This is a genomic window from Streptomyces sp. NPDC001410, from assembly GCF_042895235.1.
Classification (GTDB): Bacteria; Actinomycetota; Actinomycetes; order Streptomycetales; family Streptomycetaceae; genus Streptomyces.
Genome location: NZ_JBIAWE010000003.1, coordinates 219313 through 245087, shown reverse-complemented (window position 1 = coordinate 245087; position 25775 = coordinate 219313). Strand labels below are relative to the sequence as shown.

19 protein-coding genes and 3 pseudogenes are annotated in these 25775 nt (G+C 71.5%); 12 read left to right on the top strand and 10 right to left on the bottom strand.

Annotated elements, in window-relative coordinates; all coding sequences use genetic code 11:
• The first annotated feature begins 17 nt into the window (after nt 1-17).
• Genes ACFY3C_RS07735 through ACFY3C_RS07725 form a run of 3 tightly spaced genes read left to right on the top strand, consistent with a single transcriptional unit; the run spans nt 18 to nt 6060 of the window.
• A complete protein-coding gene (locus ACFY3C_RS07735) occupies nt 18-5114 on the top strand; it encodes a caspase family protein (protein WP_390770117.1) in 5097 nt (1698 codons plus the stop codon).
• Nucleotides 5111-5470 (top strand): hypothetical protein, encoded by a 360-nt coding sequence (locus ACFY3C_RS07730; RefSeq protein ID WP_390770116.1) that lies wholly within the window; start codon nt 5111-5113, stop codon nt 5468-5470. Before ACFY3C_RS07735 ends, ACFY3C_RS07730 begins: the two co-directional genes overlap by 4 nt.
• Entirely contained in the window at nt 5467-6060 is a 594-nt protein-coding gene (locus tag ACFY3C_RS07725; protein WP_390770115.1) for a hypothetical protein, read from the top strand. Before ACFY3C_RS07730 ends, ACFY3C_RS07725 begins: the two co-directional genes overlap by 4 nt.
• 39 nt (nt 6061-6099) lie before the next feature.
• Here ACFY3C_RS07725 and ACFY3C_RS07720 read toward each other — a convergent pair.
• A pseudogene (locus ACFY3C_RS07720) lies at nt 6100-7079 on the bottom strand (LacI family DNA-binding transcriptional regulator).
• Between ACFY3C_RS07720 and ACFY3C_RS07715 the strand changes: the two are divergent.
• Nucleotides 7042-7892, top strand: a pseudogene (locus ACFY3C_RS07715) (sugar phosphate isomerase/epimerase family protein). The pseudogenes ACFY3C_RS07720 and ACFY3C_RS07715 sit on opposite strands and share 38 nt — an antisense overlap.
• A 332-nt stretch (nt 7893-8224) precedes the next feature.
• On the top strand, nt 8225-9064 hold the full coding sequence (locus ACFY3C_RS07710; protein WP_390770354.1) for an alpha/beta hydrolase: 840 nt from the start codon (nt 8225-8227) through the stop codon (nt 9062-9064).
• A 20-nt stretch (nt 9065-9084) separates the two neighbouring features.
• Here the strand turns inward: ACFY3C_RS07710 and ACFY3C_RS07705 are convergent, their stop codons facing one another.
• The 7 genes from ACFY3C_RS07705 to ACFY3C_RS07675 form a co-directional block, all read right to left on the bottom strand.
• Entirely contained in the window at nt 9085-9669 is a 585-nt protein-coding gene (locus ACFY3C_RS07705) for a PadR family transcriptional regulator (RefSeq protein WP_390770114.1), read from the bottom strand.
• A gap of 341 nt (nt 9670-10010) precedes the next feature.
• The gene (locus ACFY3C_RS07700) at nt 10011-11189 is read right to left on the bottom strand and encodes an acyl-CoA dehydrogenase family protein (protein ID WP_390770113.1); all 1179 of its coding nucleotides are present in this window, start codon (nt 11187-11189) and stop codon (nt 10011-10013) included.
• A 2-nt stretch (nt 11190-11191) separates the two neighbouring features.
• Nucleotides 11192-12379 (bottom strand): CaiB/BaiF CoA transferase family protein, encoded by a 1188-nt coding sequence (locus ACFY3C_RS07695; RefSeq protein WP_390770112.1) that lies wholly within the window; start codon nt 12377-12379, stop codon nt 11192-11194.
• Nucleotides 12372-14018, bottom strand: a complete 1647-nt coding sequence (locus tag ACFY3C_RS07690; RefSeq protein ID WP_390770111.1) for an acyl-CoA dehydrogenase family protein — start codon at nt 14016-14018, stop codon at nt 12372-12374. The genes ACFY3C_RS07695 and ACFY3C_RS07690 overlap by 8 nt, the downstream gene beginning before the upstream one ends.
• Before the next feature lie 31 nt (nt 14019-14049).
• Nucleotides 14050-15393, bottom strand: coding sequence for an MFS transporter (locus tag ACFY3C_RS07685; RefSeq protein WP_390770110.1), 1344 nt, complete (start codon nt 15391-15393; stop codon nt 14050-14052).
• A gap of 159 nt (nt 15394-15552) precedes the next feature.
• Nucleotides 15553-16458 carry a LysR family transcriptional regulator gene (locus tag ACFY3C_RS07680; protein ID WP_390770109.1) on the bottom strand — a complete coding sequence of 302 codons (906 nt, stop codon included), beginning with the start codon at nt 16456-16458 and terminating at the stop codon, nt 15553-15555.
• 970 nt (nt 16459-17428) lie between these two features.
• Complete coding sequence (locus ACFY3C_RS07675; RefSeq protein WP_390770108.1) at nt 17429-17944, bottom strand: GNAT family N-acetyltransferase; 516 nt, start codon at nt 17942-17944, stop codon at nt 17429-17431.
• Nucleotides 17945-18326: 382 nt separating this feature from the next.
• On the opposite strand from ACFY3C_RS07675, the gene ACFY3C_RS07670 reads away from it, so the two are divergent.
• Entirely contained in the window at nt 18327-18554 is a 228-nt protein-coding gene (locus ACFY3C_RS07670) for a helix-turn-helix domain-containing protein (protein ID WP_390770107.1), read from the top strand.
• A 54-nt stretch (nt 18555-18608) separates the two neighbouring features.
• Here the strand turns inward: ACFY3C_RS07670 and ACFY3C_RS07665 are convergent.
• A pseudogene (locus ACFY3C_RS07665) lies at nt 18609-19011 on the bottom strand (transposase family protein); the annotation flags it as partial.
• A gap of 151 nt (nt 19012-19162) precedes the next feature.
• Here ACFY3C_RS07665 and ACFY3C_RS07660 point away from each other — a divergent pair.
• The 5 genes from ACFY3C_RS07660 to ACFY3C_RS07640 all read left to right on the top strand — a co-directional run bounded on the left by ACFY3C_RS07660 (nt 19163) and on the right by ACFY3C_RS07640 (nt 23560).
• A complete protein-coding gene (locus tag ACFY3C_RS07660) occupies nt 19163-20416 on the top strand; it encodes a hypothetical protein (protein ID WP_390770106.1) in 1254 nt (417 codons plus the stop codon).
• 27 nt (nt 20417-20443) lie between these two features.
• Nucleotides 20444-20881 (top strand): hypothetical protein, encoded by a 438-nt coding sequence (locus ACFY3C_RS07655; protein WP_390770105.1) that lies wholly within the window; start codon nt 20444-20446, stop codon nt 20879-20881.
• 116 nt (nt 20882-20997) lie between these two features.
• Nucleotides 20998-22080, top strand: coding sequence for a PLP-dependent cysteine synthase family protein (locus ACFY3C_RS07650; protein WP_390770104.1), 1083 nt, complete (start codon nt 20998-21000; stop codon nt 22078-22080).
• Nucleotides 22077-23336: an MFS transporter gene (locus tag ACFY3C_RS07645; protein WP_390770103.1), complete on the top strand. Its 1260-nt coding sequence runs from the start codon at nt 22077-22079 to the stop codon at nt 23334-23336. The genes ACFY3C_RS07650 and ACFY3C_RS07645 overlap by 4 nt, the downstream gene beginning before the upstream one ends.
• Nucleotides 23337-23395: 59 nt before the next feature.
• The gene (locus ACFY3C_RS07640; RefSeq protein ID WP_390770102.1) at nt 23396-23560 is read left to right on the top strand and encodes a hypothetical protein; all 165 of its coding nucleotides are present in this window, start codon (nt 23396-23398) and stop codon (nt 23558-23560) included.
• 20 nt (nt 23561-23580) lie between these two features.
• Here the strand turns inward: ACFY3C_RS07640 and rox are convergent, their stop codons facing one another.
• Complete coding sequence (gene rox / locus ACFY3C_RS07635) at nt 23581-25008, bottom strand: rifampin monooxygenase (RefSeq protein WP_390770353.1); 1428 nt, start codon at nt 25006-25008, stop codon at nt 23581-23583.
• Nucleotides 25009-25260: 252 nt separating this feature from the next.
• Between rox and ACFY3C_RS07630 the strand changes: the two genes are divergently transcribed.
• Nucleotides 25261-25686 (top strand): hypothetical protein, encoded by a 426-nt coding sequence (locus ACFY3C_RS07630; RefSeq protein ID WP_390770101.1) that lies wholly within the window; start codon nt 25261-25263, stop codon nt 25684-25686.
• Nucleotides 25687-25775 lie beyond the last annotated feature (89 nt).

The following is a 25775-nucleotide window of genomic DNA, read 5'->3' as shown; positions in this document are numbered from 1 at the left end:
AGGGGAACGGGGGGCGAGTGGCGAGCGACGGACGTACGGCCCTGCTGGTCGGCGTGGGCGACAATCCAGGGGCGGAACACCGTCTGCCCTCGCTGGGGGCGACGGTCGACGCGGATCTTCGTGTCATGAGTGCCGCCCTGCGCGGAAGCGGCTACGCGGTGCAGACACTGCGCAACCCCACCCGCAACGAGATCACCGAGCGCATCTCCGACCTCTCGGCGAGCACACCGGCCGGGAGCACGCTGCTGCTCTACTTCTCGGGGCACGGCGTGCGGATCGGCACCACCGACTACCTGGTCCCCGCCGATGCCCGTGCCCCTGCCGACGGCGGCGACGATCCGGCCGGATGGGACCGGCCCCACGTACGGGAGTCCCTCCTGGAAGCCGACATCAGCCGGTATCTGGGGCACTGCCGTGCCGGCACCGTGCTGTGGCTGATCGACGCCTGCCGCGGGCCGGAGGGCGCACCGGACACCGCCTTCGGCAACAACGTCGTCAAGGGTCCGCCGCACAGCGGTTTCGCCATGATGACGAGCTGCAGCCCCGGTGAGCGCAGTGGCTTCGCGGAGACGGGCAGCTTCTTCACGCTGGCGCTCGCCCGCGCCTTCGACCCGTTGACCGAGGCCACGACCGTGGAGCAGGTGTACGAGACGGCCAAGCGGGAGACACGGGCGCGGGCGTTACGTGCGCGGGCCGAGCCGCAGGCCGTGCTGATCCACTACGGAGTCGACCTGGCGGCGCAGACCAGGTCCCTGGAGGTCGCCAGGGGCAGACGGCTGCTGGAGGCGTGGCAGGACGCCGTGCGCACACCGGCGCTCTGGGAACGCGTGCCGGAGTGCGACACGGCAGCCGTCGCCCGCATGCAGGACTGCCTGGCGTCCCTGGCCACGCAGGCGGCCCGCCAGGTCCACCGTGCGCAGGAACGCCTGCCCGATCCGTGGGCCGACGACGACTACCCGGTACGGCTGCTCACCGAACGACTCCCCCTGCTCCTGCCCAAGGGCGTCGAATTGTCCGCCCTGGAAGTCACCGCACTGATCGCCGGAGTCCTGCTGCACGAGGCGGCCTGGGCCGAGCGGCTGAGCCAGGCCTCCGAGTTCCATCCCCAGTTCGTCCGGCGCGACAGCGAGGCCGACGACCTGCGGCGGCACTACGAGCAGATCACCGAGCACTATCCCCAGATCACCGAGAAGCTCGGGAACTGGTACCTGTGGGTGGACACACCCACGGACGACCGTCACGCCGTCGCACTGTGGCTGGTGCACCGTTGGATCGCGGAGCGGTTCGCGACCGACGAGGAGGCCGTGCCCGCGGCCCTGGCCGACGACTTCGTGACGCGGCTCCTGGACGTGGCTCCGCCGGCGGCGGGCGAGAGGCTCGGTGGACGGGCGGGGGCGCTGTCCGCGGCCCTGCGTACGGTCGCCGCGGGCCTCGTCCTCGGCGCTCCGCCCGAGGGCCAGCGGCTGTCCCTGCCGGACCGTCACGTCGTACGAAGGACTCCGTGGCGCCTGCGCGTACGGCCCCTCGCGGCCGTACTACGGCTCGCCGGGCTGCTCGCCTTCGACGCCCGGTGCCTGCCGGAAGTCCTCGCCGAGCATCTCGCCGTGTCCGATGCGGTGGTGCCACGCGAGGTGATCACCGTGCTCCGCGACGCCTTGTGGGACCCCGACCAGGACGGGACCACGCCGTCGCATCTGCATCTCGACGCGGTCTGCCCGCACCCGGCGATCCACGCGGCGCTCGCCTCGGTCGTCGAGGACGCCGACGACCTCGGGCATGTGCTGCGCGAGTCGGCCCGCCGCCTGCCGGAGGACGAGGCCGCGCTGCTCAGGGGAGTGCCCGCGCGGGTGACCGACCACCGGCTTCGACCGGACACCGAGCGCGGGACGGACGCCTACGACGTCCCGCTCGCGCGTTTCTCGCTGGCGCAGACGGAGATCCGCCGGCTGCTGATGGGCGAGAAGCTGTACGACGGCGAGCCCGAACTCGCCCTGCGGGAGCTGTACCAGAACGCCATGGACGCCTGCCGCTACCGGGAGATGCGCGTCCGCTACCTGCGCGGCCTCGGCAAGGAACCCGCGCAGTGGGCCGGCCGGATCCGCATCGAGGTGGGCGAGGACGACCAAGGGCGTTACGTCGAGTGCGTGGACAACGGCGTCGGCATGACCGTCGACCAGCTGAAGAACACCTTCACCCGGGCCGGTCGCCGCTTCGACCAGTCGCACGCCTTCCGCCGGGAACAGGCCGCCTGGCTGCGCCACGACAGATCGCTGCGGCTGTACCCCAACAGCCGTTTCGGCATCGGTGTCTTCAGCTACTTCATGCTCGCCGACCGGATGACGATCGTGACCAGGCCCGTCGGCACGGACGGCCGCCCGGCCGATAAGGCACTGCGCGTCGAGATCCCGGTCAGCGGCAGCCTCTTCCGGGTGCGGGAGGACGACGGGCGCGACGGCACAGCGCTGCCCGAGGGGGGCACACGCGTCCGGCTGCACCTGCGCCGTGCGAGGGCGCTGGCCGGGGACTTTGCCGTGTCGGTGCTGAGGACACTGATCAGGGTCACCGAGTTCCGACTGGACGTGCGCGGCGAGGACGGCACCGAGGAGGTCTGGCTGCCCGGGCTCCTCAAGTCCGGCGAGGGTCCGCGCGTGGTGTCCGCGGAGTCGGCCGTCGAGGCGGTGCCGGGCACCCTGTGGTGGGTGCGGGGCGACGGGGCGATCGTGTGCGACGGGATCGCCACCGACGAGCGGCCCTTCGGCTACGTGCTCAATCTGTCGGGCGCACACGCGGGCGAACTCAGCGTGAACCGCAAGAAGTTGGAGAGCTACGACCGGACGTGGGCGAAGCAGCAGATCCGGCTGGGCGCCCAAGCATCCGGGATCCGGACCTGGTTGAGCCTCGCATGGCTACGGAAAATGGAAGCGCGCGAGCCTGCGATCGCCCGCACCCTGTGGCGGGCGTGGCAGGGACTGGGGGTTCGTGCATGGACCGAGCACGGTCAGCAGGTGAACCTCGACGAGGTCGGCTGGTTCAAGCTGGACGGCTCCATCGGCGAGCGGTCGAACAGGCCGGACGACCAGCACGTGGAGGCTGTCCGGCCCTGGCGGCTGGCCGTCCTCGGACCCGATCGCGCGGCCGGGCAGCAGGCGGCGCCGTTGTCCCTGTCGGGTCATCCCGTGCCCTGCCCGGGTTGGTCGGACATCGCGGCGGATGTCCGGGGTGACTGGCGGCGTGCGGTCCTGGCCGCCCACGAGCAGACGACGACCGTGGCAGAGGTGATCCGCGCGACGCGGGGCCTGCGCATCGTCCATCCCCGGCTGGCGGGTCCGGCCGTCCGGGGCGGCGGCGACCTGGACTGGGAGCCGACCTTCACCGACTGGTGCGTCATGACCGGGCTCCTGGGCAGCAAGCGCGACCCGATGGAGGACCTCCCGGAGTCCATCCGGGGGCGCCGGGCGTCGAGGCGGAACTTCGCCACGCGGATCTACTGTGAGCACGCGCCCGAGGATCTCTCGGGCCTTGCCCGCGCCTCCGCGAGGTTCCAGACGGCACTCGGCGAGCTGGCCGAGGCCTGCGCCCGGTACGCGCCGTTCGTGAGCGGACAACTGCCCCCTGTCCCGGACCGCCATCGCGACCACGTCTGCACCGACACCGAGCTGAAGCTGCTCTACCTCCAGGAGGACGAGAGCCACTGGCGGCCCGCCACGCACCCCTGGGATGTGCCGGTGGTGGCCGCCGCGGCGGACCTCGACGCAGGCGAGGCCCAGCGGCGGCTGGCCGAGTTCGCGTGGCTGGGCCGCCCCGTGCCCGACCCCGCCCTGGTCGCCCGGTGGGCTGCCGTGCCGGTCGACGTGTCCGCCCTGCTGCGCCACTACGTCGCCCACGGCCCCGACGGCCGCGCCGTGCTCCCGTGGGCCGCCACTGTCGAACTGGCCGCGGAGCACGAGATCTCCGTCTGGGAGGCGGAGCGCCTGCTCGCCCGCGAGGCGGAGGCCCTCGGGCTGGTCCACCCTCGGCGCTACACGCGGCGCTCGCCCGGACGGGACCTGGTCCCCTCGCCCGAGACCGGTTCGCTGGCGCGGTGGCTGCACGCCACAGACGTACGTCTGGAGGACGGCGTGTCACTCCGGGACCTCGCGTTCGTGCGACCGCACGCGATGTCGTGGGAAGAGATGTCCCGGTTCGCCGACGAGCTGCGGGAGGCCGGCGTGTCGCTCCCGGACGCGGCGCCCCTGCTCCAGGCCTGGGACGATCTGCCCACGCCCAGCCGCTATGCCTTCTCCGGGGAGGATCCGAGCTGGGACGGCGCCGACTATCCCGTACCGGCCACGTCGGCCGTGCTGTTCACCGCGAGCCAACGGCTCCGGCAGGAGCTTTCGTTCCTGTGGCACACCGCGCACGAGGAAGCCCGGAGACTGGAGCTGGACGCCGACCTGGTCGCACCGCGCCCGCCCGAGGTGCTGAGCACGTTCCGCCCGTCGTGGGACGAGTGCGCGGCGCTGGTCGACCAGGGCATGGACGAGGACGGCGGCGAGTGGTTCGAGACCCCGCACTGGGTCCCCCTCACGGCACAGCGTCTGGTGGAATACGCCCGTGGCGTCAGCCTCGGCTCACGGGAGGCGTACCGGAAGCTGGCGCCCCTGCGAGCCATCGGCGCCCTGGTGCCTGAGCTGTCCGACGACGCCGTGGCCGCGCTGCCGGACGACGTACCCACCCCGCACGACGCCGTGGCCGTCGACCCGGCCTTCCGCGTCTCCGAGCCGGGATCCCCGCTGCTGCCCCTCGACCTGGTCAGCATCGCCGGGCGTCTCGGCGAGTCGGTGCGGCACACCTGGCAGTGGCGGATCATCCCGTATCTGGCGCTGGGGGAGATTCCTCCGTCGATCGCCGACGTGCCTGAGGTCGTGCCCGGCTGGCAGGATCTGACGATCCTCTCCGAGGGCCTCGACGGCAGACTGCCCGCGCTGACCGGCCCGGTGAGCCGGGAGCGGGTCGAGCAGTGCGCCCGGGCGGTCGATGCCACACCCGAGTGGGTGCGTGAGCGTCTGGAGGTGTACGCGGGCATGTTCGGATTCCGGATCGAGAGCGTCGGCGAGCAAGAGGAGGGGCAATGACACGGGCCGTCCGGCACGATCACGGCAAGCCGTACGCCGACGAGGATCTCGGCGAGGTCGATGGCGCCCTGTTCACCGGGCGGCCCGCCCCGGACGGGCGAGGAGTGATCGTCACCGGGACGTGTCCACGCTGCCACGGCCCCACCAGGACGCTGTTCCCGTGGGCCCGGCCGGGAACCGGGGCGAAGGGGGTGCTGAGCCTGCTGTTCGGGAGTGGACAGACACCGAGAGCCGAGGGTGAACCGGACCCCCTGCTCACGGAAGTACACCTGTGCGAATGCGGTCACGCCCATCCGCAGTGCCCGCCGGACACGTCGTACGTCGGCTGTGGCGCGAGCTGGCGGATCCGGCGATGAGCACCCGTTCCGACCGCCGCTGGGCCGAACTCGCCCGTGAACTCGAGTTCACCAGACTGCCGGAACTGCGCAGACAGGCCGAAGGGTGGCGCAACGGGCTGACGGGGCTGACAGCACTGCTGGCGGTCCTCGTACTGTTGAAGGGCCGCGACGACCTCACCGGCCTGCCCGCCTGGGCTCGCGGCACCGCGACCGGACTGCTGGTGGCGGCCTTCGTGCTGTTGACCACGGGATCGCTCTTGGCCGTACGGGCGGCGCACGGGACTCCGGAACGCGAGATCCTGCTGGGCGGGCAGGCCCTGCGCCGTTGGACCGAGCAGGAGGTGGCACGGGTTACCCGGGCACTGGCCTGGGCCTCCGTGTGTTGTGTCCTGGGAGTGATCCTGGTAGTCGGGGCGCTGGTCGTCGCCTGGGTGACGACCAGCGATTCGGCCACGCATCGGGTCCAAGTGAGGACGAACACCGGTGTGATGTGCGGTGAGTTGATCCTGGTCGACCCACAGCAGGTGGCGATCCGTACGGAGACGGGCGGCCAGATCTCGCTGCCACGAGCGACCGTCCAGAGCGTGCAACCGGCCAAGAGCTGCTAGAACGACGCATGCAGCGTGCGCGGGCCCGCCTTCGTCGGGTCAGCCCTGTACCGCCCGCACCGGCCCGCTCGTCCCTCGCACCACCAGCTTGGGGTCCAGCACCGCCTCGCGTGGCTCCCGCTCCGGGTTCTCCAGCCGCTCCACGGCGAAACGCACCGCATGCTCCGCCATGAGCATGGCGTCCTGGCGGACCGTCGTCAGGCCGATCGGCATCAGATGGGAGAGATGGCTGTCGTCGTAGCCGATGACCGACAGGTCGCGCGGGACCTCTACACCGGCCCGGGCCAGGGCCATCAACAGGCCCATCGCGCAGCGGTCGTTGCCCGCCAGGACGGCCGTGGGCAGGGATGCGCCGTTCTCCCGCTCGGCGAGCAGCAGCCGGCCGGTCTCGATGCCCGACTGTTCCGTGTGGTCGCCCGGGATGACCCGCATCTCGGAGTCCAGCCCGTGGCGACGCATCGCCGCCCGGTAGGCGCGCCGCCGCTCGGCCGAGCCGGGGCCGCGACCGCCGTCGATGTGCACGATCCGCCGGTGGCCCAGCTCCACCAGGTACTCCATGGCCTGCCGGACGCCCTTGCCCTCGGCCGTGTGCACGCTGTCGACGTGGGCATGGGGTACCCGGCGGCCCACCGAGACGGTGACCGTGCGCTTTCCGAGTACGTCGAGAGCAGCGGCGTCGGCGTGGGTTCCGAGCAGGATCACCGCCTCGCAGCGGTGGCTGAGCAGCGCCTCGACCGCCTTGGCCTCGCCGCGCCCCGGTGCCGTGGCCGACAGCAGGACCTCGTAGCCGAGCCGTTCGGCCTCCGCGTAGTGCCCTCGACGAGGTCGGCCCGGAAGGCGGTGAACATCACGCCGAGCGTGCGGCTGCGCCCGCGGGCCAGCAGTCGGGCCGCACTGTCGGGCCGGTAACCGATCTCGTCGGCGACCCGCAGCACCCGCTGCCGGGTCTCCTCGCTCGCCCCCGGCTGCTTGCGGAACACGATGGAGACGAGCGCCCGCGAGACGCCCGCCTTCGCCATGGTGCGCACCGTCGCCGAACTCGGCTACGAATACATCGAGTTGTCGCCCCGCGACGACTTCATGCCCTTCTTCCTGCACCCGCGCGCGGACGACGCGCGCATCGCCGAGCTGAAGCACTCCCTGCGCACGCACGGCGTGCAGCTGTCCTCCGTGCTGCCGCTGTACAAGTGGTCCTCGCCGGACGAGGCCGAACGGCAGGCCGCCGTCCGCTACTGGAAGCGGATGATCGAGATCACGGCCGATCTCGAATGTCCGCTGATGAACAGCGAGTTCAACGGCCGCTCGAAGCAGGCCGCCGAGAGCGAGGCCGCCTTCTGGCGCTCGTTGGAGGAGCTGTTGCCGCTGTTCGAGCGGGGGGCATCGCTCTCAACCTGGAGGCGCACCCGGACGACTTCTGCGAGGAGGACACCTCGGCGGTCGACCTGGTCCGGGCGATCAACAAGCCCTGGGTGAACTACCTCTACTGCGCCCCGCACTCCTTCCACCTCTCGGGCGCCGACCCGACGGCGGACATCGCGGCGATGATGCGCTACGCCGGTGACAGGCTCCAGCACGTGCACATCGCCGACTCCTTCAACCACAAGGGGTCCAGCGGGCTGCGGTACATCCTCAACCCGCCCGGCATCGCGGCCCGTATCCACCAGCACCTGGACATCGGTCAGGGCGAGGTCGACTGGGACGCCTTCTTCGGCACGCTGCGTGAGCTGGACTTCGACGGCGTCGCCACGGCCTGTGTCTTCGCCTGGGAGGAACGGGCCCGGGAGTCCTCCGCGTTCATGCTGGACCGGATCACCAAGGAACTCTCCGCCTAGGGGAAGAGCGCGCATGAGGCCGGCGCACCGAGGCTCAGGGCGAGCTCCTCGGCGCGTCGGCCGTCGCCATGTCCAGGGCACGTGGCCTGCAGTCACCGGGAGTAAGGCGTTCGCCGGTCGTATGCGGCCGGCGCCGCCAAGGCGACCAGGGTCGGATGGTAGCGATTGGCGAAGGCACTGCTCGCGTCGTCCGCATGCCGGGGGTGCGGCGGCATACCGCTGCCGCGTTCCGCGACGGCGGCAAGGGCTTCCGCTTCTGGCCGTCGACCCGGAAGACCACATTCCGGTAGTCCTTCCACGACCAGCAGGCCTGGCGCGATCTCCAGCAGTTCCTGCCCGCCCGCCTGCGTCTGACCGACGACACGGCGCCCGAGGAGGAGTTCTGGACCTGGCGCGGACACCGCGTCCATCTCGACCGCTACCCGAACCCGAAGGCCGGGGCCAAGGTCGTCCTGCACCGCGGCGTCGGCACCAACGGACGCCAGATGTCACTCATCCTGGGCGCCCCACTCGCCCGGCGCGGCTTCGAGACCGTCGCTCTCGACAACCTCGGCTACGACCTCACCCAGGTAAGGCCGGGCACGACACCCTCCTACGACGACTGGGGCGACCTCGTCGTCGACTTCCTCGCCCACGAGCAGTCACGCGACGACCGCCCGATCGTCCTGTCCGGGCTGAGCGCCGGCGGCATGCTCACCTACCACGTCGCCGCCAAGGCCCCTCGCGGCACGCTGCGCGGCATAGTCGGAATGACCTTCCTCGACCAGCGCGACCAGCAGGTCCGCGACGAGACCGCCCACGACAGACTCACCGCCCGCGCCGGCGTCCCCTTCATGGGCCTGCTCGCCAACGACCCCGCCGCCATGAAGGTCCTCATGAAGGACCGCACCTCCGCCGCCAACTGGGGCAGCGTCCGCTTCCTGGACCGCTACATGAACTACGCCCCCGCCGTGGAGCCGGAGGACTTCGACGCCTGCCCGGTCCTGCTGACCCAGCCCGCCGAGGACCGCTGGACCCCGCCCCATCCGAGCGTGCCGGTGCTGTCCCGCATCACCAAGGTGCCTGTCGACACCGTCATGTTGGACAACGCCGGTCACTATCCGCTCGAAGAACCGGGCCTGGGGCAGATGCAGGACGCCATCGCCGACTTCGTCACCAAGCACACCCGCTGACGCGGAGAGCCGGCAACGGCTCAGGAACCCTCGGCCCGTGCGGCCAGTGCCGCTGCGCGCTGGTCGAGCCGCTTCAGAGCGACCTCGCCCCACCGGAGGTTGTCGTGCTCCAGTGACAGGCCACGCAGCAGGGTGAGGTAGGGGCCGATCCGTTCGGCGGTGGTGAAGTACTCGTCCTCGGTGCGGCCGGCCAGCAGGCGCTCCCGCATCCGCTCGAAGCGGACGACCTTGGCGGCGGCCAGTTCCATGCGCTGGGAGATCGCCGCGCGGACGGCCTGGAGATCGCCGACGTCGACGCATTGGACCTTGACCAGCAGTTCGTCCCTGATCGCGGTCGGCTTGGCCGGAGGTTCGGTGGTGTAGGCGTGCACGGCCGCGTACCCGGCCTCGGTGAGCGAGAAGAGCCGCTTGTTGGGCCTGCGCTCCTGCAGGACGAAGCGCGCGGCGACGAGACCCTCGCTCTCCATGCGCTCCAACTCGCGGTAGATCTGCTGCGGCGTGGCCATCCAGAAGTTGGCGACCGAGGACTGGAACCCCTTCGCGAGGTCGTACCCGGACGCCTCACCCTCCAAGAGCGCGGCCATCACCGCGTTGCGCAGAGCCATGGAGGTCAATTTAGCACCGGATGGGAATATTCAACTGGTTGCATATTCCCATCCGGTGCCGGGTCGAGGGGCAGTGGTCGCGTCCAGCTGTGGTCACTGCCGGGAACGTCGAGCGCGTGCGCAACAGCGGCGGCGATGAGCGCGTGGCCTTGGGGGCCGGTGTGCAGCCGGTCCGCGCTCCTCATGCGCGGATCTGTCACCACGGTGTGGTGCCAGGCGTCGACCGCTACGACGTCGTGACGCCGAGCGGCCTCCCGGATGCGGTCGTGTCGGCCCAACCGCGCAGCCCGGTGGCGTCGTCACCGTCGCCCAGCCCCTCCGTCCGGCCCGGAGGCGGCCTGTCAGCGGAAGGCGGCGTGGCCCGTCAGCGCCTGGCCGAGCGCGAGTGTGTGCATTTCCGTGGTGCCTTCGTAGGTGAGGACGGACTCCAGGTTGTTCATGTGCCGGATGACGGGGTACTCCAGCGAGATGCCGTTGGCGCCGAGGACCGTACGGGCGGTGCGGCAGATCTCGAGGGCTTCGCGCACGTTGTTGAGCTTGCCGAAGCTGATCTGGGCGGGGTGGATTCCCGGCCCGTCCTTGAGGCGGGCCAGGTGCAGCGCCGTGAGCATGGCTTTGTGCAGTTCGAGGGCCATGTCGACGAGCTTCTGCTGGGTGAGTTGGAAGGCGGCGAGCGGCCTTCCGAACTGCTCACGCTGGGCCGCGTACCCGGCGGCCGCCTGCCAGGCCGAGCGCGCCGCGCCCGTGACGCCCCACACGATCCCGTAGCGAGCCTCGTTCAGGCAGGTCAGCGGCGCTGAGACACCGTGCGCGCCGGGCAGCAGCGCGCTCGCGGGCAGCCGTACGCCGTCCAGGACCAGTTCGCTCGTGACGCTCGCCCGCAGCGACATCTTGTGCTTGATCTCGGGAGCGGAGAAGCCGGGCGTCGCGGTGGGGACGACGAAGCCGCGGATGCCGTCGTCGGTGCGCGCCCAGACGATAGCGACCTCGGCCACCGAGCCGTTGGTGATCCACATCTTGCGGCCGTCGAGGATCCAGTCGCCTCCGTCGCGGCGGGCCCGGGTCCGCAGGGACGACGGGTCCGAGCCGTGGTCGGGCTCGGTCAGGCCGAAGCAGCCGACGGCCTCGCCCGCCGCCATGCGCGGCAGCCACTCCTGCTTCTGTTCCTCGCTCCCGAACCGGTGGACGGCGAACATCGCGAGGGACCCCTGCACGGAGACGAACGACCGCAGCCCCGAGTCACAGGCCTCCAGTTCGCGGCAGGCGACGCCGTACGCGAGGGCGGACATGCCGGCGCAGCCGTATCCCTCCAGGTGCATGCCGAGCAGGCCGAGCTTGCCGAAGCCCCGGGCGAGTTCGGGCAGGTCGGGCAGCTCGCCGCGCTCGAACCAGTCGGCGATGTGCGGCTCGATCCGCTCGGCGCAGTACTGCCGGACCGTGTCGCGGACGGCCCGCTCCTCGTCGCCGAGCAGGGCTTCCAGACCGAGCGGGTCGGCCGGATCAGGCAGGGTGAAGGGCATCGTCAGTCTCCCTGGGGGTGCAGGAGGCGGGCGATCTCCGCCTCGTCGTAGCCGAGTTCGGCCAGTACGTCCTGGCTGTGCTGGCCCAGCGTGGGTGGCGCGGTCCGCACGGGCGGGCGCTCGCCGCTGAAGCTCACCGGGAAGGCGACCTGCTGGAGCGGGCCGACGAGCGGGTGGTCCGCCTTCTGGACGATGCCGAGCGCCTCGGTCTGCGGGCAGTCGTAGACCTCGTCGAGGGTGCGGATGGGGGTGACGGGCACACCCGCGTCCTTCAGCAGGCCGCACCAGTGGGCCACGGTGGCGCCGGCCAGGACGGCGTTCAGTTCGGTGTTGAGGGCGCGGCGGTTGTCGACCCGGTCGCGGTTGGTGGCGAACCGCGGGTCGTCGGCCCACTCGGGGTGGCCGAGGACCGCGCACAGCTTGCGGAACTGGGCGTCGTTGCCGACCGCGATCACGAAGTGCCCGTCGGAGGCCGGATACGCCTGGTACGGCACGAGGCTCGGATGCCCGGAGCCGAGGCGGGCGGGCCGCTCACCGGTGGCGAAGTATCCGGTGGCCCAGTTGACGTGCAGGGCGAGCAGCGACTCGTACAGCGAGGTCGTGACGTACTGCCCGCGTCCGGTCCGCTCGCGCTCGACGAGCGCCGAGGTGACGCCGATGATCCCGAAGAGCGCGGCACCGAGATCGCCCATCGCGTAACCGGCGCGCACGGGCGGCCCGTCGGGCTCGCCGGTCAGGGACATCAGGCCGGCGGCGGCCTGCGCGACCATGTCGTAGCCGGGTTCGTCGCGCAGCGGGCCACTCTCGCCGAAGGCGGAGATGTGCAGCACGACCAGGCGCGGGTAGCGCTCGCTCAACTCGCGGTGGTCGAATCCGCGGGCCAGCGAGCTGCCGGGGCGGAAGTTCTCGACTACGACGTCCGCGGTGGCGATCAGCCGGTGCGCGGCCTCCTGGCCCTCGGGGGATTTGAGGTCGAGGGTGACGGAGCGCTTGTTGCGGTTGGCGGCCAGGAAGTACGTGGCGTCGGGGCCTTGGAACGGCGGGCCCCAGCCGCGGGTCGGATCACCGCCGTCGGGGTGTTCCACCTTGATGACGTCGGCGCCGAGGTCGGCGAGGGACATGGTGACGTACGGTCCGGCGAGGATCTTCGACAGATCCACGACCCGCACTCCGGACAGGGGCTCAGGCATCTGCGGCCTCCTTGGCGTCGGTCAGCGGCACCTGTCCACCGTCGGCCACCTCGGCGAGACGGTCCAGGGCGGGACGGGGCAGCGCGCCCGGGTCGTCGAGGAGCGCGCGGTAGGTGTGGGCGACGAGCAGCTTGCGGGCGTTGCCGCTGGTCCACCACTCGTGGTCGCCCTGCTCCAGGAGCAGGGTCGCCATGACGGCGCGGCTCAGCTCGTCCGCGTACCGTCCGATGCGCATCTCCTGTTCGTCCTCGGGGAGTTCGAGGATCGCGTCGCCCTTGGAGCGCAGGGCGTGCCACAGGTCGCCGAGCCGGTTGCCGTAGGTGTCGGCGAGGGTGTGGTGGGCGTCCGTCCGCCGCAGGCAGCGCAGGACGTCGAGCGCGATGACGTTCGAGGAGCCCTCCCAGATCGAGCCGAGGTGGGCGTCGCGCAGCAGCCTGGGGTCGACCCAGTCCTCGATGTAGCCGTTGCCGCCGCGGATCTCCATCGTCTCCCCGGTGACGGAGCGGGCCCGCTTGCACAGGGTGTACTTGGCGAGCGGCGTGAGGATCCGCACCAGTTCGCGGGCCGTGCCGTCTCCCGCGTCCGCGGCGTCGAGGCGGGCGGCGGCTTCGAGTACGAACCCCAGCGCGGCCTCGGCGTCGAGCAGCAGGGGCAGCAGGGTGGCCCGCATCAGCGGCTGTTCGAACAGCGGCCGGCCGAACACCTCGCGTCGGCGGGTGTGCTGCACGGCTTCGCGTACCGCGCGGCGCATGAGCGCGGTGGCCCTCATCGCGTTGGACAGCCGGGAGACGTTGAGCATCTCGGCCATCTGCGCGAAACCGCGGGTGAGTTCACCGACGGGAGTCGCGTACGCGTCCTCCAGGGTGACCTCGCCGCTCGGGATGGACCGGGAGCCGAGCTTGTCCTTGAGCCGGTCGATGCGGATCGCGTTGCGGGAGCCGTCCGGGCGCAGCCGCGGTACCAGGAACATGCCGAGCCCTCGGGTGCCCTCGCCCTGCCCGGGCACACGCGCCAGGGTGAGGACGAGGTCCGCGGCCGGGTTGGAGGCGAACCACTTGCGGCCGCTGAGCGTCCAGTGCGTGCCGTGGTCGGTGGCGACGGTCGCCGTCAGGCCGACATCGGTGCCACCTTGCCGCTCGGTCATGAACATCGCCCCGGTGGCGCGCCGTTCGGGGTCGGTGGACGTGAGCGCCGTGATCTCGTCGGCGTACCGCTCGGGGTCGAACAGACGCAGCACCCGCGCGGCCGAGTCGGTCATCGACAGCGGGCAGGCCATGCCGAACTCCGACTGGACATAGACGTACGACAGCGCGTACTTGACGGTGTGCGGGGTCTTGGTGGGCCAGCCGTGGACGCCGGGGCGGTGGGACATGGCGGCGAGACCGAAGCGTTCGTAGGCGATCTCGGCCAGCCGGTCGTGGGCCGGGTGGACGTCGATCGCGTCGATGCGCTCGCCATCCGGGGCGTACGGGCGCAGGCGCGGCGGGTTGGCGTCGGCCAGCCTGGCCTGCCGGTCGATCTCGCCGGCCGCGAGCGCACCCAGCTCGACGAGCAGCGGTTCGATGCGTGCGCGGTCGTCGGAGTCGAGGACCCGGTCCAGCAGCGGGCGCAGGGCCGGGTCCTGTTCTGCGAAGTTCATCGCGGTGGTTCTCCTGGAGAGAGGGGCCTGCTCAGGCGGGGGTTGCGGCGGGTTCCGGGGAGAGCGCCGGGGCAGTCCGACCGGTGCGGGCGAGCAGCGGGAGCACGCCCACGACCGTGATCACGACGTAGCCGAGACCGAGGGCGACGACGGACCAGATGGAGCCGGTGGCGGTGAGCAGGTACTGGGAGACGATCGGGGCGGTCCCGGCGAACAGGGCCGTGCACGCCTGGTACGAGAGGGACATGCCCGTGTAGCGGACCTCGACGGGGTAGACGCGGGCGAGGATGCCGGCGAGCGCCGCGTAGTACATGGCGTGCGGGAAGGTGGCGAGGCCCATGCCGAGGACGGCGAGCCAGAAGTTCCCGGTGCCGACGAGGACGAACATCAGCGGCAGCAGCACGAATTCGGGCAGCAGCATCCACAGCACGGCCTTGCGCAGCGGCCACCGTGCAGCGAGGACCGCGCCGAAGGGCTGTACCAGCACCTGGACGACGAGGGCGAGCGAGATGACGGTGAGGAAGGTGGACTTGTCGAAGCCCAGATCGGTGGTCGCCCAGGACAGGGCGAACGTCGTCTTGACGTAGGTGATCGCCACGCCGGCGGTGCCCGCGAGCACACCGAGGACGACGAGCAGCGGGTAGGTGGACAGAACGTCCTTGACGGGGAGCTTGGACGTCCGCTTCCGCGCCAGGACGGCGGCCATCTCGGGGGTCTCGGCGAGTCGCAGCCGGATGAACAGGCCGACGGCGACGAGAACGGCGGAGGCGAGGAAGGGGACGCGCCAGCCCCAGGACTCGAAGGCGGCGTCGGGGAGCTGGGCGATGCCGAGGAAGGCGAGCGTGGCGAGCAGGTTGCCGACAGGGGATCCCTGCTGGGCGAAGGCGCCGTAGAGCAACTTCCGTCCAGGCGGGGCGAATTCGGTGGCGATGAGCACGGCGCCGCCCCATTCGCCGCCCATGGCGACGCCCTGGATCAGCCGCAGCAGCACCAGCAGGATCGGGGCGGCGGCGCCGATCTGCGCGTATCCGGGGAGCAGCCCGACGCAGAAGGTGGCGCCGCCCATCATGGTCAGGGTGACGACGAGGGCCTTCTTACGGCCGCGGCGGTCGCCGAAGTGTCCGAAGACCAGGCCGCCGAGGGGGCGGGCGAGGAAGCCGATCCAGAAGGTGGCGAAGGCGGCGAGGGTGCCGACGGCGGGCGAGGCGTGGGCGAAGTAGACCTTGCCGAGGACCAGCGCGGCGGCCGATCCGTAGATGTAGAAGTCGAACCACTCGATGGTGGTGCCGATGAAGGCGCTGATCCCGGCGCGACGCGCTTCACGGGTGGAGGGCCGAGCGGCAGGGGTTCTATGGGCGGGGGTGTCTTGCTGCATGACGAGCGTCCTCTCGTAGCGGCAGATCCCGCCGCTACGTCGGGGCCGAGCGGCCGTCCCCGGTCCTGGGCGGGATGCAGGCCACTGTGCACCCCGGGATTAGGACATGTCCAAGACCAAAAGTCCCCTCCGTTGAGACGTCATCCATCACAATCGCGGTCATCCGTCGTAACCCGGCGGGGTGGGCAGCACGCGCTCGGCGACGCGCAGTACCGCCTTGAGCGCCGCCGAGGGATTGCCCGTCCGCCACCCGAGGGCGATCGGCAGCACCGGCACGTCGTCCCCGGCCAACGGCCGGAACACCACATGCTCCAGACGGATGGCCCGCGCCGACTCGACCACGACGGCGAGACCGACCCCGGCACCGACCAGGGCCAGCAGGTTGTACGAGTCGGGGGCCTCCTGCACGATCCTGGGTGCGAATCCTGCCTCGTGACAGGCCTGCACCGTGGCGTCGCGCACCGCGGATCCGCGCGAGACCGGGAAGGTCACGAAGGGTTCGTGCGCCAGGTCGGAGAAGGAGACGTCCACGCGCTGCGCGAGCGGATGGCTGTCCGGGAGGGCGATCATCAGCCGCTCCATCCGGACGACCCGGGTGCTGATCCCGCGCCGCACGGGCAGGGCCACGAAGCCGACGTCCAGTGAGCCCTCCGCGATCCGGCCGAGCGCCTCACCGGCGTACGTCTGGCCCTCCAGGACCAGCTCGATGCCGGGCAGTTCGGAGGTGACGGCCCGGGTGAGGACGGGCAGCACCGAGTAGCTGCTGGCGCCCGCGAAGCCGATCGTGACCCGGCCGACCTCGCCCAGATGGGCGGCCTGCACGGTACGGCGCACCGCGGACGCCTCGGCCAGCAGGTGCCTGGCCGGCTCCAGCAACGCCTGCCCGGCTGCGGTCAGCCGCACGGAACGGGTGGTGCGCTCGAACAGCGTGACCCCGAGATCCCGCTCCAGCAGCCTGATCTGCTGGCTGAGCGGCGACTGGGCGATGTGCAGCCGCTCGGCGGCCCGCCCGAAGTGCAGTTCCTCGGCGACGGCGACGAATCCGGAAAGGTGACGTAGCTCCACCCCACAGACAATGCCAGGGGGTGGGCGCCTCGGTGCCTCGGCGGCCGGAGAATGCCTCCGCCACTGGGTGCGACCGACCCCGGGTGGAGTCACCGGCGGGCGGGCCGGGGCCGCACTGCCCGGGTCCGTCGGCTGATGTCCGTGATCAGTCGTCCTCGATGGGGCTGATCCGTCACCCCCGACCCGCGGCAGTCAGGCGCGGGCCGGGGGCCACGCCCCCGGGCGATGGGCACGCGCTACCGACAGCGCCACGCCTTCCTCGGCGCCCCACCCCCACGGCCCACTCCGAACCGCCGGCCGAGGCAACGCATGAGGAGGCGTACTACGCGGCGGGCCGCTCGATCGTCGGCCACGCCGGCCGGTCCCCGTCGGGACGGCCGCCCGGTCCGCGGTCTCGACGGCACCGGCGTCGGCGTAACGCGCGGCGCACCGGCGTTGCGGTGACGGGACTGAGGGGAGCTGGGCGTGCGGCGCGCCAGGGATGCGGCCCCGCGCGAGTGGAACGCCCACCGTGCACCATGTCCTGCCAGGCCAGCGACTACAGTGGCTCGGCGATGGCTCGGCGCGCCTGCCAGTGAGCGCGAGCGGTGCGCAGCCCCGTGGCGAGGCTCAGCCCGTATGGGACGGCGGCGAGGGCCCGCCGGGACGTGGCTGTCGAGGCGTACCGCCGGCATCGCGGCGCCGGTGAACAGCGGCAGAGCGACCAACTGACCACGCACGGCACGAATGGATTGCGCTCGTACCAGGCAAGCTGCCTCAGGAACCGGTCCCGCAGGTAGACGTCCCCGCACACCGCGAACGGCCCGCCCCACACCCCCAGTTCCGGCATCACGCGTGGCTTGTCGACCCGGACGCGTCCAGAGGCACAAGGTAGGAAATCTTGCCTCTCGCCCTCTCCGTGGATCTCCAGGAAGGGCTAGCTGCGTCAACACGTCACGGGCAAACCGCGAGATCCCCAGTGTGTTCCGGCCTAGAGCAGGATGCGGAGGTCGAGCACGGGCCCGGTGGCGTCGACCGACGTCGCGTCCAGTTTCCCCAGGACATGGAGCATCGGCTTGTTGCTCGCCGCCACCGCGGCGGCCAGCGCGTGGTGTCCCTCGCGGCGGGCTACGGTTGCCGCATGTTCGGCCAGCGCGGTGCCGAGCCCCCTGGCCTGCCACGCGTCCTCGACCAGGATCGCGAGTTCGCCCAACCCTTGCTGATCGGTGCGCATGACGTTGGTCATGGCGATGATGTGGTCCGTCTGCTCGGCCGGAGTGGTCACCAGCGTGGTGCCGCGCTCCGGGCTGGACAACTGAAGCCATTCGGCGGGTGAGAGCCCGGACTTGCCTGCGTGGTATCGCAGGGCTCGGCTGCCCAGCGAGCAGCGGCGGTGCAGTTCCTGGACCGGCACCAGGTCGACGGGGACCGCCTCACGGGTCCGCGTGGCGGTGCCGTCGGTCAGCGTGATCGAGTGTGCGGCGTCTCGACGGCCGGCGTCGGGCATCGACGTTCTCCTCACATTGCAATCGTGACTGCTGTGCCGCGGCTTCGGGGACGCAAGCGCGGCCTTACTACCGCAGCAGTCTTTTGCCGCCTCGAGGCCGTCTCAAGAGGACTTCGCGCCACGTCGATTGCGCTGCGCACACGTTCAACCACGCAGCGGAACGAAAACAATGAGGAGTCGTGGTCCTCCTCGGCGCCGATGCTGGGCGTTGCTCACGTCATCGCTCAAGGATTTACGCAGAGGCCGCCTGAACCCTCGCCACCAGGACAGGCCGATGAACGTCCGCACTTCGCGTAAGTGACCCACTTCCAAGAGCTCCTACTGACCTTTTCGAAGGGTTGTCGGGGGTGACGCTGAGCCATCTTCGCGGTATGCCGGTGCTATGCGGTACGCGCAAGGGGGCGGGCTCCGGCGTCCTGAACAGGCGGCGCGAGAGCGGATTCGCATGCTGGCTGCGAAGGGTTTTGAGCGTGGTGAGAAGAGCATGGTCATCGCGAAAGACCTGCGCGTCAGCCGGCGTTCGGTGGAACGCCGGAGGCGGTCCTGGCGCGAGAACGGCGTTGACGGCCTGCGCTTTTCCCGGCCGGCCAAGGCCCGCAAGGTGGGCTAAGTCCTGTCCCGTAAATGATCTCTGCCCTGATGTGGACGCGGTCGGCCGAGGGTACTGCTTCCAGGCAGGCAGGTCCTCGACCTTGTTCCGGCGGCGGTGCGGGATGACCAACCCGGTCCCCCGGTAGCCGCCGTCGGCAATGGTGGTCGTGGCGCCGACAGCGTCCCTCGCGCCGGACTCGCCCCAGCGCGAGCAGCGGGCCGACGTGATCGATGATCCGGTCCGCCGACGACTTCGACACCCCGAACAGCGGCGCCCATTGGAGCATGGTCAGGTTCGTGCGCCAGTACACCGCCACCAGTAGCACCCGGTCTTCCAACGGAAGACTCCACGGCCGTCCCCGGCGTTGCATCGGAGCCCGATGTTCCGGGGATTTCCGACGAGCCCTGCCGACGGGAAAGCCAGGGACGGCCGAGGCGACGGCCGAGAAGGGCCGGGGAAGGCCAGAAAGAGCCAGGAAAAGCCAAGTAAGCGCCTGGTAAGGCGCCGTGAGAAAGCCACGACGTGCGGAACCCGTGGCATTCGGGGTCCCTCTAGTGGAGTGACGCCGTGCGGTGCCCGGGTCCTCGGCCGTCCCGCCGGAGGCGGGCGGAGGGGAAGGACGGAACGTGCGGAACCGGGAGACGGCGCGAGCCGTGCCCAGGGGCGGAGCGCGCATCGGCCGGATCGGGCGCTCTCCGGTGCGGTGGCACAACGCGCTGCTGACCCTGTGGACGGCCGCCTGGTTCGTCGTGGCCGAGCGCCATGGGGCCGTGTCCTGGCACTATCTGAGAACCGGTCAGCAACTGCTGTTCAGTCAGATCCCCGGCGGTGGCCTCGCGCTCTACGCCAACCACCCCGAGCTGCAGATCGGCCCGGTCAGCTTCCTGTTCGCCGCGCTGTTCGAGCCGTTCCCCGCCGAGGTGGGCGAGAAGCTCGCCGACGCCTTCATGTCGGGCCTTGGCCTGTACATCCTGGTGCTGGTCGGCCGTGCCGCCGCCGATCACTACCGGGGCGCCGGGCTCAACCACAAGCGCCTCCAGCAGCGGGTGCTGGTCGCCGGGACAGCCTTCATCCCGATGTGGGTGGAGGTCTCGGTGCGTTTCGCGCATCTCGACGACGTCCTGGCGCTGTTCTTCACCACGCTGGCCGTGCGGGCACTGGTCCGCTCCAACGCGACCTGGGTCGGTGTCCTGCTGGCACTGGCGGTCGACTCCAAACCCTGGGCGGTCGGCTTCCTGCCCCTCCTCCTGGCGCTGCCGCGCCCCGCACGGCTGCGCTCCGCCGCCTGGGCGGCCGGTCTGGTGGCCGCGGCCTGGCTGCCCTTCTATCTCACTCACATGGAGACCCTGGCCGCGGCCCGCTTCGCCATTCCCAACCAGCCGGCGTCGTCCCTGCGCTGGTTCGGCGTGTACGATGCCGCCACCCCCTGGTGGGACCGCCCCGCCCAGATGGCCCTGGGGATCGCCCTGGGCGCGCTGGCCGTCCGCCGGCACCGCTGGCCGGCGGTCGTGCTGCTCGCCGCCGACGCCCGGATCGTCCTGGACCCGAGCGTGTACACGTACTACAACGCCTCGGTCCTCCTCGGCACCCTGATCTGGGACTCGATCGGCCAGCGCCGCCTGGTCCCCTGGGTCAGCTGGGTCGCCCTCATCTCCCTGTACGGCAGCGCCCTGCTGGTCCCCTCCGACTCGGCACAGGGCTTCATCCGCCTCGCCTTCGCGGTCGGCTCCGCCGCGTACGTCCTGTGGTGGCCGCAGCGCGCACCCCGGGGTGAACGCAGGGGCCGACGGTCACGGAGCCGACCGCCGTCGCCGTCCGACGGGGGCGCCATGGAAGTACCTCACCAGAGAGCCGAAACACCCCTCATGGAGACAACTTAGGGTGATGGTGCGATTACTCTTTGCGTCGTGAGGGTTTGCCCGGGTCACCCCAGCAGCCGCTCGGCGTTGCGCGCCGTGGCGGCTGTCACGGTGCTCCTGGCCGCCCTGATGCACCTGCTGGCCTGTGCCCACGGACCCGCGTCGCCGGCCTCGGCGCGGTCGGACACCGTCCCGACCGCCCGCATCGACTTCGCTCAGGCCGGTGCCCTCTCGCCGGACCCCGCCTGCCGGCCGTCGGACCCGGACCACGACGACGACTCGCACTGCTGCGGCGCAGACGAACCGACGATCCAGGCACCGCGGGGCGCGGCCCGCTCCCTGCAGACGGTGCACGAGGCGCTGGCGGTCACCGTGGCCGCCTCCCGTCCGGCGTGCGTGGTGCCGTCGGCGCACCCTCCAGCCGCCGGAACGGCCGACTCCTCCCTGGGACCCTCACCGGCTCGCCTGGGCGTGTGGCGGACCTGATCGCCCCTCGGCCACGCCCGGCTTCCCCGCTGGTGCCGGGCGTGGCAGCCGATCACCGTCCTCCCCCTACCCACGGCCGGTGGCCGCCCGCGGCCCGGCCGCAGGAGAAGCACGCCATGAACGACCCCACCAGCAGTCTCCCCGGACTCGTCGGGGACACCCCGGTCCTGTGGATCGGCGAACCCTTCACCGCGGCCGGACGCGGTTTCTGGGCCAAGCTCGAAGGACACAACCCCGGAGGCATCAAGGACCGCGCCGCCCTGTACATGGTGCAAGCGGCCCGCGGACGTGGCGAGCTGCGGCCCGGCGCCCGGATCGTGGAGTCCACCTCCGGCACCCTCGGCCTCGGCCTGGCCCTGGCCGGCGCCACCTTCGGGCATCCCGTCACGGTCGTCACCGACACCGGCATGGAGCCCCTGATGACCGGCCTCCTCACCGCCCACGGCGCCGAGGTCGAGGTGGTCCGGGCCCCGCACCCCACCGGCGGCTGGCAGCAGGCCCGACGCCACCGCGTCGCCGAACTGCTGGCCGCACATCCCGGCTCGTGGTGCCCGGACCAGTACAACAACCCCGACAACGTCACCGCCTACGCCCCTCTCGCCCGTGAACTGGCCGCCCAGCTCGGCCGTGTCGACGTCCTCGTGGTCTCCGTCGGAACGGGCGGGCACTCGGCCGGCATCGCCTCCGTACTGCGCCGCCACTCCCCCGGGCTGCGCGTCGTCGGGGTCGACGCGACCGGCTCGACGATCTTCGGGCAGCCCGCCGCACCACGCCTGATGCGCGGCCTGGGCAGCAGCATCCACCCCCGCAACGTCGCCTACGGCCTCTTCGACGAGGTCCACTGGGTCGCCGCCCCGGAATCGGTCTGGGCCGCCCGCCGCCTGGCCCGCGACCACTACGCGACCGGCGGCTGGAGCGTCGGCGCCGTCGCCCTCGTCGCGCGCTGGCTGGCCCGCACCCGGCCGGCCGGCGACCGGATCGTCGCCGTCTTCCCCGACGGCCCGCAGCGCTACGTCGGCACGGTCTACGACGACACCTACTGCCGTACGCACGACCTGCTCGGCCCCCCGCCCGCCGACGATCCCGACGAGATCGCCCACGCCGGCGTACGGGCCGTCACCCGCTGGACCCGCTGCACCCAGGTCGTCGACCCGCTCGCCACCGGCGACGCCACGCGGCCGGCCGGGGCCGCCCGATGAGGCAGCTGTGGCGGCAGACCCGCTCCTTTCCGCCCGCCGTACGGCTGCTGATGGCCAACCAGTTCGGCATCAACCTCGCCTTCTACATGCTCATGCCCTACCTGGCCGCTCATCTCTCCGGCCAACTGGGCCTGGCCGCCTGGGCGGTCGGGCTGGTGCTCGGCGTGCGCAACTTCTCCCAGCAGGGCATGTTCCTGATCGGGGGCACCCTCGCCGACCGCTTCGGCTACAAGGCGCCGATCATGACCGGGTGTCTCCTGCGCACCCTGGGCTTCGGCCTGCTCGGCTGGGTCGACAGCCTGCCCGCCCTGGTCGCCGCCTCCGCGGCCACGGGCTTCGCCGGCGCCCTGTTCAATCCGGCCGTGCGTGCCTGCCTCGCCGTCGAGGCGGGCGACCGCCGCGTCGACGCCTTCGCGACGTTCAACGTCTACTACCAGGCGGGCATGCTGCTCGGCCCGGTGGTCGGACTCGCACTGCTGGCGGCCGACTTCAGCCTGGTGTGCGCGGTGGCCGCGGCCGTGTTCTGCGCACTCACGCTGCTCCAGTGGAGGGCCCTGCCCGCCCGGCACGTCGAGGCGGACGGCGCCGGGCGGGACCATGTGCTGACGCAGTGGCGCACGGTCGTCGCCAACCGGCCCTTCCTGCTCTTCGCCACGGCGATGATCGGCTCGAACGTGCTGACCTTCCAGATCTACCTGGCCCTTCCGCTGACCGCGGCCCACGCTCTCGGCTCGCACGGCACGACGCTGACCAGCGGGCTCTTCGTGGTCTCGGCCGCCGTGGCCGTCGCGGGACAGCTGCGCCTGACCGGCTGGGCGAAGGAGCGGTGGGAGCCCGCCGAGGCGCTGGTGCGGGGTCTGGTCGCCATGGGGCTGGCCTTCCTTCCGCTGGCGCTCACCCCGCACGGCTCGTCGGTCGGGGTGCCGGCCGCGTTGTTGGTGGCCGTGGTGCTGCTCTCGGCGGGAGCGGCGGTGACCTATCCGTTCGAGATGGACACGGTCGTCGCCCTGTCCGGAGGCCGTCTGGTCGCCACGCACTACGGCCTCTACAGCACCGTCTCCGGTCTGGGCATCACCCTCGGCAACCTCGTCACCGGCGCCCTGCTGGACTTCGCCGCGCGACAAGACGCGTTCTGGCTCACCTGGACGGCCCTGACCGGCACCGGGCTCGCCTGCGCCGCCGCCGTCAGCGGCCTCGCCCGCGCCGGACACCTGGCGCGACGACTGCCGCAGCCCCTCCCGGCACAGCAGGCGTGACACCCCACACCCGATGCAGACTCGACCCGAGACAGGCCGCCGCCACGAAGGGTGCGCACATGCATGCGATCGGCCACGCACTGGCCATTGCCGGCTCGATGACCTGGGCGATCACCTGGGCGCTGATCCTGGGCTTCGCCCTGTCGGCCGTCGTCCAGGCGGTGGTGCGCCGGGCGACGATCCGGATGATGGGCGGCTCACCGGAGCACGCGGAAGTCGCGTGACCTGTGCGGGGGCCGCGCGTTCAGCCGGCGGCGGCACCGAACCACTTGGGCAGCACGCCGAGCAGCTCCTGCTGGTCCTCGCCGGCCCACGCCACGTGGCCGTCCGGCCGCAGCAGCACCGCGGGCACGTCCAGCTCCTCGCTGACGTCGACGACGTGGTCGACCCGGTCCGCCCAGCCCGCCACCGAGAGCCGGCCGGTCTGGTCGAGCAGCAGTCCGCGGCCGTCGTGCATCAGCTCGTAGAGGCGCCCCCGCTTCAGCCCCACGTCCCGCATCCGCCGGCCGAGCAGTTCATGCCCCTCGCCGAAGTCGTAACGGATCTCGACCGCGGTGATGAGCCCGGTCACGTACCGATTCACCTCCTCGAAGTCCATCAGCTTCGCGAACAGCTGCCGCAGCGCGGTCGCACCCGGATCGGTCCCCAGCAGGGTGATCTGCGCACGGGTGTTGTCCAGCACGGCGGCGCCCACCGGGTGCCGTTCGGCGTGGTAGCTGTCCAGCAGTCCCTCCGGCGCCCAGCCGTCGACCGCGGCGGCCAGTTTCCAGCCGAGGTTGAACGCGTCCTGGATGCCGAGGTTGAGACCCTGCCCGCCGGTCGGCGGGTGGATGTGCGCCGCGTCGCCGGCCAGCAGCACCCGGCCGACCCGGTAGCGCTCGGCCTGCCGGGTGGCATCGCCGAACCGGGACAGCCAGCGCGGCGAGTGCACGCCGAAGTCGGTGCCCGCGAAGGCACGCAGCTGCCGCTTGAACTCCTCCAGGGTCGGCGCGGTCGCACGGTCCTCGGCCACACCGTCGGCCGGGACGACGACGCGGTACACCCGGTCCCCGCTGGGGCTGACGCCGAACCGCAGCTGAGTCCTGCGGACCTCCTCGACCACGGCGGCGATCACCGCCGGATCCTCGGTCACCTCCATTTCGCCCAGCAGCGTCTCGACCTTGGCGGGTTCGCCGGGGAATCCGACGCCGAGCCGCTTACGCACCGTGCTGCGGCCGCCGTCGCACCCGACGAGGTAGCGCGAGCGCAGCTGCGTACCGTCCGCCAGCTCGACGGTCACCCCGTCCGCGTCCTGGCTCAGCCCGACCACGTCGCAGCCGCGCCGGATCTCGGTACCGAGTTCGAGGGCACGCTCCTCGAGCAGCCGCTCGGTGACCGGCTGCGGGGTGGCGACGCCGTACGGGTGAGCCGTGTCCAACCGGTCCGGCCACGGCTTGGCGATGCCGCCGAAGAGGCCGCCGACCTGGAATTTCTCGCTGACCGCCAGGAACCGGTCCAGCAGGCCGCGCTGGTCCAACAGCTCGACGCTGCGCGCGTGCAGGCCCTGCCCGCGGGACTGCTCGGTCGGCTCGGTCAGTCTCTCCAGCACGACCACGTGCACGCCGTGCAGCCGCAACTCGCCGGCCAGCATCAAGCCGGTCGGTCCTCCGCCGACGACGATCACGTCGATCATCACTGCCCCCATGTGTGTGCGCAGGTTGTGGCTTCGGCCGGTGATTCTGCGGCACGACGGGGGCCTTGCCGCAAGCCCCCCGGTGCGCTATACGTTGAGAGTGGCAAGGAGTGGTCGACCTCCTTGCCTTTCTCTATGCCGTCCGGCCTCTTCTGCCCGGCCCCCTTTTTCCTCAGGTACCCCCACCGGGTATGCTCGTAGCGCTGACCACGCTCCGGTGATCAGCGGCTGCTGGAGGGAGGACAGGTCTTCATGGGCGGCGAACACATCCGCAGGCCGGGCATCACCCGGCTGCTGACGTTGTGCGCGATCCTGCTCGGTCTGTTCCTCATGCACGGCTCCCCGGCCACGGCCGTCGACGGCTGTCACGGTCGGACGGATCCGGCCGTCGTCATGCACGACGGCCACGAGTCCGCGGCGGCATCGGCGGAGCCCGCAGGGACCCAGCCCGCCACACTCCGGGCCGCGGACGACATGGCCCCGCACGGGACACTGTGCGTCGCCACTCCCGCCGAGCAGCGCATCCCGCTGCCCGTGGCGCCGCTCGCCGCCCTCTTCGCACTCGCCGCACTGGGGACCTGGGCCGTGCACCGCGCATGGCGTCCCGGCGGGACCGGGCGGCGCGGGCCACCGGGCGGGCGTCGTCTCCTCCTCCAGGTGTGCATCGCGCGGACGTGACAGGACAGCGCCGGAGCAGGCCCCTCCGGGCTGCCCGGCCGCAGCGTCCTGATCACCCCGCGCGCCACCCGGCGTGGTGCGCCACCCGG